This window comes from Roseivirga sp. UBA838, assembly GCF_002296035.1.
Lineage (GTDB): Bacteria > Bacteroidota > Bacteroidia > Cytophagales > Cyclobacteriaceae > Roseivirga > Roseivirga thermotolerans.
Genome location: NZ_DBHC01000018.1, coordinates 10,941 through 25,502 on the forward strand (window position 1 = coordinate 10,941; position 14,562 = coordinate 25,502).

At 43.4% G+C, this 14,562-nt stretch carries 16 protein-coding genes; 7 read left to right on the forward strand and 9 right to left on the reverse strand.

What is annotated here, in order from left to right:
* The first annotated feature begins 192 nt into the window (after positions 1-192).
* A complete protein-coding gene (locus tag B3O12_RS06330; protein ID WP_286748289.1) occupies positions 193-804 on the forward strand; it encodes a hypothetical protein in 612 nt (203 codons plus the stop codon).
* Positions 805-1,028: 224 nt separating this feature from the next.
* On the opposite strand, the gene B3O12_RS06335 is transcribed toward B3O12_RS06330, so the two are convergent.
* The 5 genes from B3O12_RS06335 to ubiE form a co-directional block, all read right to left on the reverse strand.
* On the reverse strand, positions 1,029-3,632 hold the full coding sequence (locus tag B3O12_RS06335) for a M1 family metallopeptidase (RefSeq protein ID WP_286748288.1): 2,604 nt from the start codon (positions 3,630-3,632) through the stop codon (positions 1,029-1,031).
* Positions 3,632-4,213, reverse strand: coding sequence for a hypothetical protein (locus B3O12_RS06340; RefSeq protein WP_189630423.1), 582 nt, complete (start codon positions 4,211-4,213; stop codon positions 3,632-3,634). The genes B3O12_RS06335 and B3O12_RS06340 overlap by 1 nt, the downstream gene beginning before the upstream one ends.
* A 1-nt stretch (position 4,214) precedes the next feature.
* Positions 4,215-4,964 (reverse strand): SDR family NAD(P)-dependent oxidoreductase, encoded by a 750-nt coding sequence (locus B3O12_RS06345; RefSeq protein WP_286748287.1) that lies wholly within the window; start codon positions 4,962-4,964, stop codon positions 4,215-4,217.
* Between the two features lie 106 nt (positions 4,965-5,070).
* On the reverse strand, positions 5,071-5,811 hold the full coding sequence (locus tag B3O12_RS06350) for an outer membrane beta-barrel protein (RefSeq protein ID WP_286748286.1): 741 nt from the start codon (positions 5,809-5,811) through the stop codon (positions 5,071-5,073).
* Complete coding sequence (gene ubiE / locus B3O12_RS06355; RefSeq protein ID WP_189630420.1) at positions 5,760-6,482, reverse strand: bifunctional demethylmenaquinone methyltransferase/2-methoxy-6-polyprenyl-1,4-benzoquinol methylase UbiE; 723 nt, start codon at positions 6,480-6,482, stop codon at positions 5,760-5,762. Before ubiE ends, B3O12_RS06350 begins: the two co-directional genes overlap by 52 nt.
* A gap of 210 nt (positions 6,483-6,692) precedes the next feature.
* On the opposite strand from ubiE, the gene B3O12_RS06360 reads away from it, so the two are divergent.
* On the forward strand, positions 6,693-7,307 hold the full coding sequence (locus B3O12_RS06360) for a hypothetical protein (protein WP_286755702.1): 615 nt from the start codon (positions 6,693-6,695) through the stop codon (positions 7,305-7,307).
* 98 nt (positions 7,308-7,405) lie between these two features.
* Here the strand turns inward: B3O12_RS06360 and B3O12_RS06365 are convergent, their stop codons facing one another.
* Positions 7,406-7,834, reverse strand: a complete 429-nt coding sequence (locus tag B3O12_RS06365; protein WP_189630418.1) for an FKBP-type peptidyl-prolyl cis-trans isomerase — start codon at positions 7,832-7,834, stop codon at positions 7,406-7,408.
* Between the two features lie 274 nt (positions 7,835-8,108).
* Between B3O12_RS06365 and yihA the strand changes: the two genes are divergently transcribed.
* The 3 genes from yihA (at position 8,109) to B3O12_RS06380 (ending at position 9,715) form a co-directional block, all read left to right on the forward strand.
* Entirely contained in the window at positions 8,109-8,699 is a 591-nt protein-coding gene (gene yihA / locus B3O12_RS06370; protein WP_286755703.1) for a ribosome biogenesis GTP-binding protein YihA/YsxC, read from the forward strand.
* A 59-nt stretch (positions 8,700-8,758) separates the two neighbouring features.
* On the forward strand, positions 8,759-9,196 hold the full coding sequence (locus tag B3O12_RS06375; RefSeq protein ID WP_189630416.1) for a DUF5606 domain-containing protein: 438 nt from the start codon (positions 8,759-8,761) through the stop codon (positions 9,194-9,196).
* A 198-nt stretch (positions 9,197-9,394) separates the two neighbouring features.
* The gene (locus B3O12_RS06380; RefSeq protein ID WP_189630415.1) at positions 9,395-9,715 is read left to right on the forward strand and encodes a hypothetical protein; all 321 of its coding nucleotides are present in this window, start codon (positions 9,395-9,397) and stop codon (positions 9,713-9,715) included.
* Between the two features lie 215 nt (positions 9,716-9,930).
* Here the strand turns inward: B3O12_RS06380 and fbp are convergent, their stop codons facing one another.
* Positions 9,931-10,923: a class 1 fructose-bisphosphatase gene (gene fbp / locus B3O12_RS06385; protein ID WP_189630414.1), complete on the reverse strand. Its 993-nt coding sequence runs from the start codon at positions 10,921-10,923 to the stop codon at positions 9,931-9,933.
* 72 nt (positions 10,924-10,995) lie between these two features.
* On the opposite strand from fbp, the gene B3O12_RS06390 reads away from it, so the two are divergent.
* A complete protein-coding gene (locus B3O12_RS06390; protein WP_286748282.1) occupies positions 10,996-12,258 on the forward strand; it encodes an aspartate kinase in 1,263 nt (420 codons plus the stop codon).
* Positions 12,259-12,306: 48 nt separating this feature from the next.
* On the opposite strand, the gene B3O12_RS06395 is transcribed toward B3O12_RS06390, so the two are convergent.
* The gene (locus tag B3O12_RS06395) at positions 12,307-13,185 is read right to left on the reverse strand and encodes a fructosamine kinase family protein (RefSeq protein WP_286748281.1); all 879 of its coding nucleotides are present in this window, start codon (positions 13,183-13,185) and stop codon (positions 12,307-12,309) included.
* Positions 13,185-13,667 carry a low molecular weight protein-tyrosine-phosphatase gene (locus B3O12_RS06400; RefSeq protein ID WP_286748280.1) on the reverse strand — a complete coding sequence of 161 codons (483 nt, stop codon included), beginning with the start codon at positions 13,665-13,667 and terminating at the stop codon, positions 13,185-13,187. The genes B3O12_RS06395 and B3O12_RS06400 overlap by 1 nt, the downstream gene beginning before the upstream one ends.
* Before the next feature lie 43 nt (positions 13,668-13,710).
* Between B3O12_RS06400 and B3O12_RS06405 the strand changes: the two genes are divergently transcribed.
* Entirely contained in the window at positions 13,711-14,484 is a 774-nt protein-coding gene (locus B3O12_RS06405; protein ID WP_286748278.1) for an enoyl-CoA hydratase-related protein, read from the forward strand.
* Positions 14,485-14,562: the final 78 nt, after the last annotated feature.

The following is a 14,562-nucleotide window of genomic DNA, read 5'->3' on the forward strand; positions in this document are numbered from 1 at the left end:
GTGTCCTCACAGCGTCTTTTAACAACCACTTGTGAAGACACAAATGGAGGCAAGGTTCAGAAATGCGCTTCTTGCAACATAAGTAAGTAACCCTATAAAATAGTTTAATTTCTCCTCTCCGGAGAGCTATGCGATGTACCAAACAATGGTTCCAGGAGGAAAAAGATACTTCAAAAATAGTCAACTCAGGCCATGGTTAACCGAATACTAATAGCCACATTCTTAATCGTTACTTCATCTCAAGCTTCAGCACAGCTATTCAAAGACGAACTCAAAAGGAGTCTTTTAAAAGAGTTTGATGAAGATAAAACGGAAAGCATATTACTCTGCATGGAGTTCTTCGAACACGAGCTCAGCACCTTCTTTAACTTAAGTGAGAACTCAGGGCAAGATCCTATAGCCATGTATATAGAATACACTGAAGAGAATTACCCCGAATTTGAAATACCATTAGACTTTTCGGCCCAACAGGAACTATATCAAAAGTTAGAAACTCACTTTTTCATTCAAACCTGGGACTACGGACTTGCATCATACGGCCCGGACGGAACCACATATATCTTACTAAACCTGAAGTCAGGGAGCCCCTTACTTCACTATTTGAAGAAGAAGTCTAAAAAAGTTAAAATAGTTACTAACTACCTGAATCGTCTCAATATCGTAGGAGACATTAGCCCCGCTAGTATTAGCCAATTGGCTTCACTCATTCCTCTTGAACACCAGCAAAATCTTGAACTTAGAATTTTGCTAACTTTCCATTACCTGACCTTAAATGATCGTATCAAACGAAGGGATAAAATGTAGAAACAAGTTTTATTTGAAGCTCTTCACAAATCCCATCATCTATTCAGAACTCATAATAACTTCACAAAAAATTCATGCAATGCATTATGAACTAATCTAAACTCAGCTTAGTTTTACTCTTGAAATGACAAACCCGAGTCGCTATAAAATGGGGCAATAGATTAAATAAGTGACATCATCTAGTCAGAAAAATGAGATGAATAAAAAGCCGCTCGAAAGAGGGGTTATTTTTTTGCCGTTTTGTCAAGTATTTGGCTAGCCCTTCTAGCCATATCTACCGACTGCAAGATTTTCATTTTTAGCTGTTCATTGTATCGCGGCCTTTTTGCAAGGAAGGCATCTACCACTTTCACAACCTCATGTGAATTATGACTACCCAATGTCTGATCTAACCAACGAGTAGGGAAGAATATGTCACCCGTTTGTTGAATCTCCTGCAATAATTCCAGACTTGGCAATACATAGCTTCTGGCCTGATCTCTGCGCAGCGGATGATGAAGATTACCCAAAGCTGCTAGAACCCACGATTCTGTTTCGCGCATTTTCTCCTCTTTCAGAGTCTCAAAAAATGCATCGCGCACTGTGGCACTGGCCGAGAGTGTTGGAGCAATAAACTCAAATCTTTTTCTTGAATCAGGGTTTTTTATACGTTCCAACTGCTGAACCACAATGGTTTCGGCTCTTTCAGGTATTTTAATGGCCAGATCTTCGGCAAGGCCTATATAATCATTCTCCGATAAGTTGAGCCCCGAAATCTGAACCGTACCATCTTTGGCCCAAATACTGTACAATCGTTGCAAGTTCACTGTTGTGGTAACCAACTGGCTGTAGGTGTTAAAGAATATTTTCTTGATTGACGGATCTTCGTGAATATCATTAAGGCAATGCAGCAAGGTTCTCTCTAAATCGGGAGCCAGATTGGCCCTTTGATCTTCCGAAATCAAATTCCAGTAAACTGACCGCAACTGCCCCAATGCCAGGTTGATGAGCAATTGATTTTTCTCTTTCATCAAAAACCACTTGAGCAACTCTATGTATTCGGTGGGTTTGTATTGACCTTCTCTCCCTATAAAGCCCGGTTCGAGCAAGTTCTCATACATGTTGATGAGAAGGCTACCCTTCTCTACTTCGTTAAGTCGTTCCCACTGACTCACAAGTAGGCTGTACGATGAGGAAAAAAGGCCATAACCCATGCCATTGGAGTTGGCCAAAGCCTCAAAATTCGCCCATTCGGCTCCCAATTTCACTTTATAGGGCTGGTCGGCACTTACCACTAACAGCTCTTTTCTATCCTTTTTATCGGCATTGAAGAGCTTCATTCTAAAACTCTGTGGCCAGGCCCTGTTTTTACCGGAAACATCTTTTTGGCTAAGTTGCAATTCGACTTGCCCTTCGTTGTTAATTGTTTCCAATTCAAATACCGGTCTGCCTGAGGTATTTACCCACACCTCGCTCCAACGCTTCAGGTCGACCTGTGTTCTTTTATCCAGAATTTCGATCAGATTGGGCCAGGTGGCATTCTTCATGCCGTAGGTTCTCAGATACTCTTGCATGCCCGACTGAAAGGCCTGTTCTCCCAGTAAGGACTCTAATTGACGCATCATAATTGGCGCCTTATTGTATATAATCGCTCCATACATTTGCCCCGCTTCATTGAGGTTAGGCAAATTCTGACGAATAGGGTTGGCTCCCCGAGTACGATCTACACCATAGGCCGATGGGTAATGTCTCACCAGAAAACTCAAATCGTGATTGATGTTGGGAAAACTTGGGTTGACCATTTTAGAGGCCATAAAATTGGCAAAGACCTCTTTGGTCCAAACATCGTTGAACCAGTCCATAGTCACCAAATTGCCAAACCACATGTGGGCTACCTCATGAGCAATGAGGCTTGCTCTGCCCAATAACTGATTTTGAGAAGGGTCTTTTTCCAAAAACAAACTATTGGCTCGGTATTGTATGGCTCCCACATGCTCCATTCCTCCATACTGAAAGCTGGGAATTAGAGCAAAATCGAGCTTTTTGAAAGGGTATTCTATACCTGTATATAACTCCAACCATTTGAGAGAGGCTGCGTGAAGAGAGAAGATGAGGTCTTTATTACGCTCTACCTTTTCTTCGTCCGTTTCTCTATGAAGCATGGTAAAAGTTCTACCATTAACCGTTTGTGATACTCGCTTAAACTCTCCGGCTACAAAAGAGAAAAGGTAGGTGCTTATCAAATCAGACTCTTCGTAGATTATGTTCTTTCGGTTATTCGCTATACGAGCCAGCGAAACAGGTGCATTGGCTATAGCACTCCAATTAGTCGGCAGGTCCAGGGTAAGATTAAAACGGGCTTTCAGGTTGGGTTGGTCGAAGCAAGGAAAGGCAGTTCTTGCCCTATCGGGTACAAAGAGGGTATAAAGAAAGTCTTCCTTGCGGTTGAGAGAAGTTTCTCCAGCCCAAAAATTCACTTCTACTTTGTTGTATCCTTTCTGTAAGTTTTGGGCCTTTAAAACAATGTGTTCGTTGACTATCTCCAGCGGCTGGCTCTTGCCATTCACCACAAGACCTTTCAGGTGGCTTTGGGGCACTTTAAAATCGAGAGGCAGATCTCTGGAATTGTCCTCTAAATTGAAGGTAAGCTCTTCTAAAGCCTGTATTTGCCTACCAAATTCTTCGGGCACTCTAAACTCCAGTTTGTAATTGATGCCTGAAAGAACAGACTTTCTGTATTCCGCCAGCTCGAGTGAAACACCAATTTCAGGCGCTTCCAATTCTTTGGTATCGGAAGAACAGCCCAAAAGGCATGCGCCCAGCCAAACCACCAACAATAGTCTCTTCATTAGATAAGTATTAAGTCTTTTCTTAGTTCGGGAGGAATACCAAAGTGATCTCCCATAAAACCATCCATTTCATCTTTGGTCTCTTTAGACAGTAGCGCATTGAGTTCTTCAAGTGCCATTTCTCCAATTAAAAAGGGAGGCATCATGTCCATAACTAACCGATCGCCTTTGAAGCACGCCCCCATCTGATACTCCCTGAGTTCTTCCTTAGGGGTGCCTTTTATGAGGCAAGACGACAGCCAATGGTCCGGATTATCAGGTTCTTCTTCCATACGTTGTTGCAACTGGCTGAAGTTCATATTGCCCATCATGTAAGCCGACAGATTCTGCATGCTCTCGGCCGACATGGCTTCTTTCATTTCTTCATAACACTTGCTGCATATAGCATACTCAAACAAAACCTCTGTCTTTTTAAACTCCGGATAGCGCTTAAACACTTTTTCGATCATGTAGTGGCGCCCGCCATCCAAAACCTGATAGTCGCACTGAATGCAGCGTTCTATTGGGCCTCCTGTATCGGTATTGAGAAAAACCTGTGGTATAGGTATTCCGCTTTTTTCTTCGTTTTTATTTTCCTCCATTCTAAAGCGTTTTATGCACCATGGTAGAGGCCACCTGGGCGGTTGGCAGAATTAGTGTATCGGCAATGTTGACGTGTGCCGGACGTGTAACAATAAAGCGAATAAGGTCTGCAATATCATGAGCTGTGAGGGGCTCATATCCCTGATAAACCGATTCAGCTCTGGAACTGTCTCCTTTAAAACGTACCAAAGAGAACTCCGTTTCCACCAGGCCCGGACAAACCTGCGATACCTTAACTCCTGTACCCATCAGATCCATACGCATGCCATGATTGATGGCATCTACGGCATGTTTTGATGCACAATACACATTGCCATTGGGGTACACCTCTTTACCGGCAATGGAGCCTACATTGACTACATGCCCGGTTTGCCGCTCTACCATACCCGGCACTATGGCCCGGGTCATGTACAACAAGCCCTTAACATTAATATCTATCATGGCGTCCCAGTCTTCCACATTGCCTTCGTGCAACTTAGACAACCCGTGGGCATTGCCTGCATTGTTCACCAAAACATCTACCGTTTGCCAACCATCAGGCAGGGCTACCAGAGCCTCATCCACTTCTTTTTTATAGCGAACATCAAACACCAGTAAGTGAGTGTCTACAGACACCAAACCGGCCAGTTCTTCTAGTTTCTCTTTCCTTCTTCCACACAAAATCAGTCGGAAACCCTCCTCGGCCAGCGCCAGGGCTGTGGCCCAACCTATTCCGGAACTTGCCCCGGTTATCAAAGCTGTTTTTTGCATCGTTTCTGTAGCTAGTAAAGCTCCAAGTTAATAGAAAATAGATGAAGCGCTATGTGGAAATTACATGAAACACTTGCCGGTAAAAACTCTTAGAAGCAAAGGCGCATTAATCGGAGAAATGGAGATACAGTGAAAAATTATGGGTGGTAATACGCGAAATACCGTCATGGTAAAAGTTGCTGGAGTTGTTCATTACATTCATAAACCCTCTGGCATACCTGATTTCCGGAGAGAACTTAAAAAATTCGAAGTAGCGCTCTAGCCCAAAGCCTATCTCTGCTTTGGCATCCATTCTTCTTATCTCTAACCTGTCGGTGTTGGTCACAAGGTCTTCTTTGCCTGCTCTAAGCGAACCACTCACTCCGGCAATGATATACATACGCGAGTTTTCTCTCCGAATGGAGCGGTATTTCAAGAAAATTCCGGGTTCTACCCGGGTAGATTCTATGAGCTGTCTATCTACGCTACCATCCACATTATGATAGGCTACGGTATTCTGATAAAGACCAATTTTAACCGGCACAAGCCTTAGGGTAAACTGATCGGCCAGGCGAAAGTTGACCATAAACCCAAGGTTGAACCCGGCACTTTTTTCGGAGACTACGGAGTGAATCTGGTCGTACTGAGTGCTCTCAAAGGCCTCAGAATATCGAATACCGTAATAATTTTGATGTGCGCCCAGAAAAAAACCATACTGGGTTTTCTTCTTATCGCTATCTATGCGGTGCAAGGTAACCCCTTGCTTTCTGGACTGGGCTCCCAGTGCCGCACACACACAAAGTAAAAAGAGGGTAATTATTTTTGCCCTATGTAAATAGAACTGATTCCAAAAGTGAGTGGCCTGCATTCTACGTTCTTAAATCCAACTTCCGTAAGGATATTGAGAAAATCCTGTCCATCAGGAAAAGCCTCGACTGACTCCGGCAAATAGGTATAAGCCGATTGATCCTTGGAAATTATCTTGCCAATAATCGGCAGAATCGACTTAAAATAAAAATTGTAGAGCTGCTTCATGGGGAAGCGTTTTGGTCGTGAAAATTCAATAACCACAATCTTTCCTCCCGACTTCAACACTCTGCACATATCGCTGAGTCCCTGCTTTAGGTTTTCAAAATTCCTAACACCAAAAGCAACGATAGCCGCATCGAAGGTATTGTCATCAAAGAGCAGCTTTTCGCTGTCTCCCATCTGCATATCAATAATATGGTCAACACCTTTGCGCTCCATTTTCTTACGGCCCATTTCCAGCATGCCCTCAGAAATATCCACTCCCACTATCCGATCCGGGTTTAGGGCCAAAGCCTCTAAAGCAAAGTCTCCCGTTCCTGTGGCCACATCTAAAATTTGTTTGGGCTGGTCCTTTTTGAGCAATCGGATGGCCTTCTTTCGCCATAGAATATCTATTCCAAGGCTTAGAAAATGATTGAGGAAGTCATAGCGCCTGCTAATGTTGTTGAACATTTCGGCCACCTGCTCTTTCTTCCCCGACTGCTTTTCTTTATAAGGCACTACTGTCATCTGCTCAAATTTGGGTGCAATAATACGAAGGAAACAGGGGGATTGGGCAATTTGTTAGAAAAAGCTTGGAATCAGCAGCATTATCCTATTCCGTTGTAATGCTTATTTTAGTGTGTGAGTCACTTTCTGTTTTCATGCACTGCCTCCAAGTTGGGATTTTTTTCAACAGACTCTTTGGTCTTTTTTTAACCAGAACCTGAAAAACCTTTTATGAAACCTAAAACCAATCGCATCAAGCAACTCTTCACCGAAGGGTTCTTAATTGTATTCAGTGTGCTCTTCGCTCTTTTTATTGGCCAATTGGTAGAAAAAAGCAAGGCCGAAAAGGCGAAGGAAAAGGCTCTTGATTACATCTATCAGGAGTTGGGAGAAAATTTCGTTACACTAAAACGATGGACTGTAACCCATGGAAAAATTAGAGATAGAATAAGAAATATGGTGGCCAATGAGCAAGACAGTGTGAGACAGCTTTTGGTGAAAGGCCCACGAATGGATTTTGAAGTGATAACCGATGGCCAGGTTTTAATTGATGCACTTTTGACCGAAACAGCCTGGGAAGCGGCCAAATCTACAAAAGCGGCTTCCGATTTTGATTTTGAAGAAGTTCAGGCTTTTACCCGAATTTATGGGCTACAAAAAATCTTGATGGAAAACACCACTGCCAAGTTTCTGGAGGTGTACATGGATCGGCAAACGCACGAGAAAGAACATTTGGAAACTACGCTCATTCAGCTAAATCTGGTTATGGACGAAATGGTAGGACAAGAACAAATGCTCTATTACATGATAAATGAATTGCTCAAAAAGCGATCGCTCACAAACTAAAAAGAGAGGCATTTCAGCGCGCCTGAGTTAACTTTCTTTACTGCGAAAGCCAATAGCGAACACTGCCACACCTCCCTTCGGATGAACTCTTAGAATAGCTAGGCTATTTCAACCAACTCAATTTCAAACACCAGGTCTTTACCTGCCAATTGATGGTTGGCATCTATTACTACTTTGTCTTCTTCAACTTTAGCTACGGTTACGGGTACTTGTTGACCGTTGGGCTGAGTCATGGCCAATTGCTGACCTACCTCTGGCTTTAAATCGGGCGGCAAATTTGTCTTAGGCACATCAAAAATCAGGTCTTGTCTTGCTTCTCCGTAAGCCTCAGCAGCCGGAATTTCAGCCACTTTAGTATCTCCCATTTCCATACCGTCAACAGCCGCATCAAAACCCTTAATCATTTGTCCGGCACCAACCTGAAAAGCCAATGGTTCACGACCTTTAGAAGAGTCGAAAATGGTTCCATCTTTAAGCTTACCGGTATAGTGCACTTTTACGTTATCGCCTTTTTTTGCTTTTGGCATAATTTGTTGTTTTTGATTAATCCTCAATATCAAGGATTTGCAAAGGTACAGGTTTAGTATGGAAAGCAAAACCTCAGTCTAATTAGCATTAACACCCCCGAGCCAACACTTCTCCCATTCAGTGTTTATTTGGATGTAGCTCTAATGCCGTATTTTCCGGCATGGCATCAGGCCAATTGTTCACAGCGTTCTCTGCGAGGGAAACGAATAGCAAGATAGAGCTGAAAGGTTTTTACCCTGATGGCAAACAAAGAATAAGCCCTAACTTTGCGAAATGTTCGAACAAGCCACATACCTGATAAGCAGCCCCAGCTACGACCAATGCCCAAAACCGAATAAGTTTGAGATTGCTTTTATTGGTCGATCTAACGTGGGGAAATCTTCGCTCATTAATATGCTCACTGGGCGAAAGAACCTGGCCAAAACCTCAGGAAAACCCGGCAAAACACAGCTCATCAATCATTTCTTGATCGATGACTCTTGGTATCTGGTCGATTTGCCCGGCTATGGCTATGCCAAAATCAGCAAAAAAAATAGAGATGCCTGGGCATTGATGATCGAAGACTATTTGGTTCACAGAGAGAGCTTGCAGATTGTTTTTGTGTTGATTGACTCACGGCTGGACCCTCAAAAAATCGATTTGGAATTTATTACCTGGCTGGGAGAAAATGGAGTGCCTTTCGCTTTGGTGTTTACTAAGGCCGATAAACAATCCGTAAACAAGGGGCAACAAAACATGGCCAAGTTTAAGAGGGTGATGAAAAAAGACTGGGCCGAACTGCCTCCATTTTTTCTGACCTCTTCTGAGACAGGCCTGGGTAAAGAACAACTCACAAGCTATATACAATCACTTCTTGAAAATTGATTTTTTGTTTGTCTTTCGATTGTACTAAAACTTACTTTGCCGCATAAATTGAGAACAATATGAATTTTGGTGAGATAGCAGCAGTAGCCGGAAAAGGCGGATTATTTAAGGTACTGAAACCCTCTAAAGCAGGTGTAATTTTAGAATCGCTCGATGATAAGAAAACCAAGCTGGTAGTAGGGGCCGATGCCAGAGTTTCAATTTTATCTGAAATCTCTATCTACACCCATACCCAGGAAGGCTCAACTCCTCTTATTGAAGTAATGCGAAAAATTCATGAAGAGTTTGAAGGAGATACGGGGCTGGATAAAAACTCAGACGGAGAAGAGCTGAAGTCTTTTTTAAAACACATATTGCCCGACTATGATGAGGACCGCGTATATGTGTCTGACATCAAAAAACTGGTTACCTGGTACAACCTGTTGGCCAAAATAGCTCCTGAATCTTTTATGGAGCAGCCGGCAGATGAAGCACCAGAAGAAAAAGAGGCCGAGTAGTCGTCATTCTGAATTTATTCCAGAATCTAGCTTTCAGCATGCAAAGACCATAAAACAAGCCTGCCTTTCGGTAGACAGGTTCAGGGTGACGATGAAATAACCAAAAACATACTAAGTGCCACCCGAAAGCGGTGGCATTTTTCGTTTTCTTAATACACCCATTAACAATTAGAAAAACTCTTTTACCTAAATTTGATCATGTCTGATTCTAAAGATATCAAGCAGAGTTTAAAGCTTTTCGAGAAGGATTTTCAGCTCGACAAGGATTACCTGCAACTGGCCAAAAAAAAGGAGTACACCTACGAAGAGGCGTTTTTAAAAATCATGCGAGTGGTAGAAGACCTCTTAGCCAAAGACTTTCAGCAACTGGTTAATGTGCTCTATAGAATCGATGTTTCCGAAGAAAAGCTCAAAGAAGCTCTGGCCACCTCTACAGACAACCCCGCCTCCGTTATTACCAAGATGATTATTGAACGCGAACTGCTAAAAGTGGAGTTCAGAAAGAAATACAGCAAGTAGCCAACCAATAAGCGCTTGCCTCTGGCTTAGGCAAAAGCAAGCTCCCCCATTGTCCACTATTCTCCCCCCCTGTTTCTTCCGTGAACTGACGCTACTTCTCTACCTACCGCAAGGCGCCACCTTTGTGATCAGCTCATTACTGACACGGAAAACCATGATCCAAGAACTATAATCCGTGAACCATGAACTATAAACCATGAATCGTGAACCACAAACTACCTCGAAGCCTCTTCTACCATATGCTTGCTACCCACATAGAAGGGAACACGCTGGTGCAGACTTTCCGGTTCGATATCGAGAATTCGGTTCTTTCCGTCAGTAGCTTTTCCTCCGGCCTGCTCTGCAATAAATGCCAAGGCATTGCACTCATACATAAGCCTTAACTTACCGTTAGGTGCTTTGCTTGTAGATGGGTAAAAGTAAATACCTCCTTTGAGCAAGTTTCTATGAAAATCGGCTACCAATGAGCCAATGTAACGGGCAGAGTATCCGCGCTCCTTACATTTCTCTATATACTTCTTTACCTCGGGACCAAAGGAATTATACGAGCCCTCATTTACCGAATAAATGGTTCCGTCCTTAGGCATTTTCATGTTCTGGTGCGAAAGTATGTATTCGCCAAGGCTTGGCTCATAGGTAAACCCATTGACCCCCTTGCCGGTGGTGTATACAAACATTGTAGACGAGCCATATAAAATATAGCCTGCCGCCACCTGATGTTTACCCGCCTGGAGCACATCTTCCATCTGCACAGGACTACCGAGGGGCGAAATACGCCTATATATACTAAAGATAGTACCGATAGAAACGTTCACATCAATATTAGACGATCCATCGAGAGGATCTATGGCGATAATGTATTTAGACCTGGGGTTGTTGAGATCAATAATGTCCTCATCCTCCTCAGAAATAATAGCGGCTACTTCTCCTCCTTTTTGGAGAGCTCTGGTAAACCGAATATTAGCAGCTACATCGAGGTTTTGTTGCTCCTCCCCTTGCACATTTTCCGAACCGTAGGCACCGGTAATGCCCGCTAAGCCGGCCCGGTTGATTTCCCGGTTCACTACCTTGCCTGCATAGGCCAAATCGCGAATCAGTTGTGACAATTCTCCGGTGGCATATTTAAATGCCTCTTGGTTCTTGTTTATGAACCTGTCGAGATTAGAGCCTACCGGAAGGGCAATTCTCGAATTTTCAGCTTTTCCCATGGGTGAGTTATAATTTGATTCTAATCAAACGTTAATAACTTGCGCGAAAATAGTAAAATTTAAAAAGGTCACTTGAAAGTATTTAAGTTTGGTGGAGCTTCTGTAAAAGATGCCCAGTCGGTACAGAACATGGCTCGCATAATTGCGGCACACCAGAATGAGCAGTTGGTAGTTGTGGTTTCTGCTATGGGTAAAATGACCAATGCCTTCGAAGCCATTTTAGCAAAAACCATTGATCAGGAACCTTTTGAAGAGGCCATTGAAGACGTAAAGAACTTCCACTTATCTATTGTAAAAGGGCTGGAAATTGCTACTCAAAAGCAGCTTCAGGAAGACTTGGAAGAGATTTACGAGCAATTGGTGATGCGGCTAAACAGCTACAGTTCGGCCACCGGCTATGATTTTATCTATGATCAAACCGTATCGCTTGCCGAGGTTATATCCACCAAAATTATTTCGGCTTACCTAACCCATCAAGGCATTGCCAATGAATGGGTAGATGCTCGCAAAGTGGTAAAAACCAACAACACACACCGGCAGGCCATGGTAGATTGGGGTGCCAGCCAGGCCATGATTAAATCGCAAGTAGTTCCGCTACTCAAAGACAAGATTGTGCTCACGCAAGGGTTTATAGGGAGTAATGCCAAGTATAATACCACTACACTTGGTCGGGAAGGCAGCGATTTTAGCGCAGCTATATTTGCCACTTGCATGAACGCAGAGTCGGTAACCATCTGGAAGGATGTTCCCGGAGTGCTCAATGCCGATCCTAAAAAATTTGAAAACACCAAACTCTATGAGCGACTGCCTTATAAAGAGGCAGCCGAAATGACTTACTATGGTGCTACGGTTATTCATCCCAAAACCATCAAACCACTTGCACAAAAGAAAATTCCACTGTTTGTTCGCTCTTTTCAACAGGTGGAAGCCAGTGGCACGGTAATCGAAGAATGCCAGGTGCCCAACTTAAACCCGGCCATCATTCATAAAGACAAGCAAACGGTTATTTCCTTTAAAATCAGCGACTTTTCATTCATTAATGAACACCACATCTATACCATATTTGAGCACATCAAACGACTGAACCTATCCATTAATCTCATGCAAAATTCAGCCATTACTTTTACCGTTTGCATGGATGACAACCCCAAAAAGCGCGAGCAGTTGCGCACGGCTCTTATGGAAGAATTCAACATATACTACAACGAGGGCTTGGAAATGATTACCGTAAAGAACTACAATCAAGAAACAATTAACGAGTTGATGCAGGGCAAGCAGGTGATTATTGAACAGCGTTCCAGAAATAACTTCCAGATGGTTTATAAAGTTAATTAGATATTGTTGATGCCATTTAGGGAATGATCTGTAACTATTGACCAGCGACTATATATACCTCTTAATGGTTCTCCAGACAGAGCCCAGATAACCCGAGTTGGCTCCAAAGAGATTTACATGCACCATCAGTGGGTATAGATTATATATTTCCACCAGAGCATCGAAATCATCGGGCAAGGGGTAGATTGCATCATATGCTTCATAAAATCGCTGATTGAACCCTCCAAACAGACGGGTCATGGCCAAATCCATTTCGCGGGCACCATAGTACACAGCCGGATCGAACAACGCGGGGCCCTTGGTAGAACCAAAAGCATTGCCGCTCCAAAGATCGCCATGCAGCAACGAAGGCTCCGATTCGGGCATTAATCCGGGCAGTTTATGCAGAAACTGCTTAAAATCTCTAACAAACTCCTGATTGACCTGCTGATTATAAATAGCCAGACCCAGCTGCGCGTTCAAACGAAATTCTGCAAAAAACGATACCCAATCTTGAGTTGGTTTATTGCATTGCTGCAACCTACCAATGTAATTGTCATGGTCTAAACCAAAGCAATCTCCCTTTACGCGGTGTAGTTCGGCCAGGGCCTCACCAAGGCGGGTCCAATAGACTTCATCTTCTCTGCCTCTTTCCAAAAACTCCAATACCAAAAACGAGATATCATTCAAGCGGCCATGGCCGAACACTTCAGGTACTTTAAGACCGGGAACTTTCTTGAGTAGCTTAAGGCCAAGTGCCTCTTTTTCCATCATGTCTTCGTACCCTCCCTCGTGCCATTTCACAAAAAAATCACCGTGCGCAGTTTGCACACAAACGGCCATATTAATATCGCCACCACTTTGCATAAGTATACCTTCAATGGTCAGGTCATCGCCCAGCACCTGAAACAACATACTTCCAAGCAATTCGGTATAATAATCGTGCATTAGCTAAGGGAATGATCTTTCATAAGCCGGGCCAGAAGATGTTCGGTAGACCTTTCCAGTATTTCAAACACTAGCTGAAACCCATCTTCTCCGCCATAGTATGGGTCGGGAACATTGGCGTTCTCATCCATTGGGTCGAAGGCCCTCATCATCATTACCTGTGCTTTAGCATCGGCAGGCTGTAGTCGGTGAATATCGGCCAGGTTATATTCATCCATAGCCAGTATATAGTCAAAGCGATAGAAGTCCTGTTCTTTCAGTTGCCTTCCCAAATGGTCGTACTCCACACCATTTTTTCTGGCATTAGCCACAGACCTGTCATCAGGATGCTCCCCAACATGATAAGCCGCAGTACCACACGAGTCTACTACAAACCGACTGGCCATTCCTTTTTGCTCAATTTTGTGCCGAAAAATACCTTCGGCCAACGGAGAGCGACATATATTTCCCAAACACACAAATAACACTTTCACTTGAGCCATTTTACCATACTGTTTTAACTTAGCATTCTGAACGATCAAACCTATGGAATTTATAAAAGTAACCAAAGATCACGCCCCATACATTGCTTTAATTGAGCTTAACCGACCCAAAGAATTAAACGCTCTGAATTTGCAGCTCATGGGCGAACTGCGCGATGCCCTGAAAGAACTAGATAATGACGACAGTGTTCGGGTAATTATTCTTACCGGAAACGAACGAGCATTTGCTGCCGGTGCCGATATTAAGCAAATGGCGGGCAAAGGAACCATAGACATGTGGAAGGTCGATCAGTTCAGCACCTGGGATCAGATAAATAAAACCCGCAAGCCAATTATAGCTGCTGTCTCTGGCTTTGCCCTGGGAGGCGGTTGCGAGTTGGCCATGACCTGCGACATGATTGTGGCTTCAGAAACAGCTCAGTTCGGGCAACCTGAAATTAAAATTGGTGTGATGCCCGGAGCCGGAGGAACGCAGCGCCTTACCAAAGCTTTAGGTAAAGCTAAGGCTATGGAACTGGTACTTACAGGAAAGTTTATCGATGCTGAAGAAGCTCTCAGGTATAAACTAGTGAACAAAATAGTGCCGGTTGAACTATATCTGGAAGAAGCCACAAAACTAGCCTCTGAAATTGCCGCAATGTCGCCCATTGCTGTGCAAATGGCCAAAGAGTCTGTTAAACGATCGTTTGAAGTTCATTTGGAAGAAGGCCTCCATTTTGAGCGAAAAAACTTCTACATGTTATTTGCTTCTGAAGACCAGAAAGAAGGCATGAATGCCTTTGTAGAAAAAAGAAAGCCTGACTTTAAAGGCAGGTGAAAAAATATACTCCGCTTCTTTAAGAAGCCTATTACCTTTCTTACCACACAAGAAAAAGGCTGCCTTAGTAAAACCAAA

Coding starts and splice junctions, on each gene's coding strand:
- B3O12_RS06380 (WP_189630415.1), top strand. CDS start 9,395: ATGTCTGATTCTAAAGATATCAAGCAGAGTTTAAAGCTTTTCGAGAAG.
- fbp (WP_189630414.1), bottom strand. CDS start 10,923: ATGGGAAAAGCTGAAAATTCGAGAATTGCCCTTCCGGTAGGCTCTAAT.
- B3O12_RS06350 (WP_286748286.1), bottom strand. CDS start 5,811: ATGCAGGCCACTCACTTTTGGAATCAGTTCTATTTACATAGGGCAAAA.
- B3O12_RS06330 (WP_286748289.1), top strand. CDS start 193: ATGGTTAACCGAATACTAATAGCCACATTCTTAATCGTTACTTCATCT.
- B3O12_RS06335 (WP_286748288.1), bottom strand. CDS start 3,632: ATGAAGAGACTATTGTTGGTGGTTTGGCTGGGCGCATGCCTTTTGGGC.
- B3O12_RS06375 (WP_189630416.1), top strand. CDS start 8,759: ATGAATTTTGGTGAGATAGCAGCAGTAGCCGGAAAAGGCGGATTATTT.
- ubiE (WP_189630420.1), bottom strand. CDS start 6,482: ATGACAGTAGTGCCTTATAAAGAAAAGCAGTCGGGGAAGAAAGAGCAG.
- B3O12_RS06400 (WP_286748280.1), bottom strand. CDS start 13,667: ATGGCTCAAGTGAAAGTGTTATTTGTGTGTTTGGGAAATATATGTCGC.
- B3O12_RS06405 (WP_286748278.1), top strand. CDS start 13,711: ATGGAATTTATAAAAGTAACCAAAGATCACGCCCCATACATTGCTTTA.
- B3O12_RS06395 (WP_286748281.1), bottom strand. CDS start 13,185: ATGCACGATTATTATACCGAATTGCTTGGAAGTATGTTGTTTCAGGTG.
- B3O12_RS06365 (WP_189630418.1), bottom strand. CDS start 7,834: ATGCCAAAAGCAAAAAAAGGCGATAACGTAAAAGTGCACTATACCGGT.
- B3O12_RS06340 (WP_189630423.1), bottom strand. CDS start 4,213: ATGGAGGAAAATAAAAACGAAGAAAAAAGCGGAATACCTATACCACAG.
- B3O12_RS06360 (WP_286755702.1), top strand. CDS start 6,693: ATGAAACCTAAAACCAATCGCATCAAGCAACTCTTCACCGAAGGGTTC.
- yihA (WP_286755703.1), top strand. CDS start 8,109: ATGTTCGAACAAGCCACATACCTGATAAGCAGCCCCAGCTACGACCAA.
- B3O12_RS06345 (WP_286748287.1), bottom strand. CDS start 4,964: ATGCAAAAAACAGCTTTGATAACCGGGGCAAGTTCCGGAATAGGTTGG.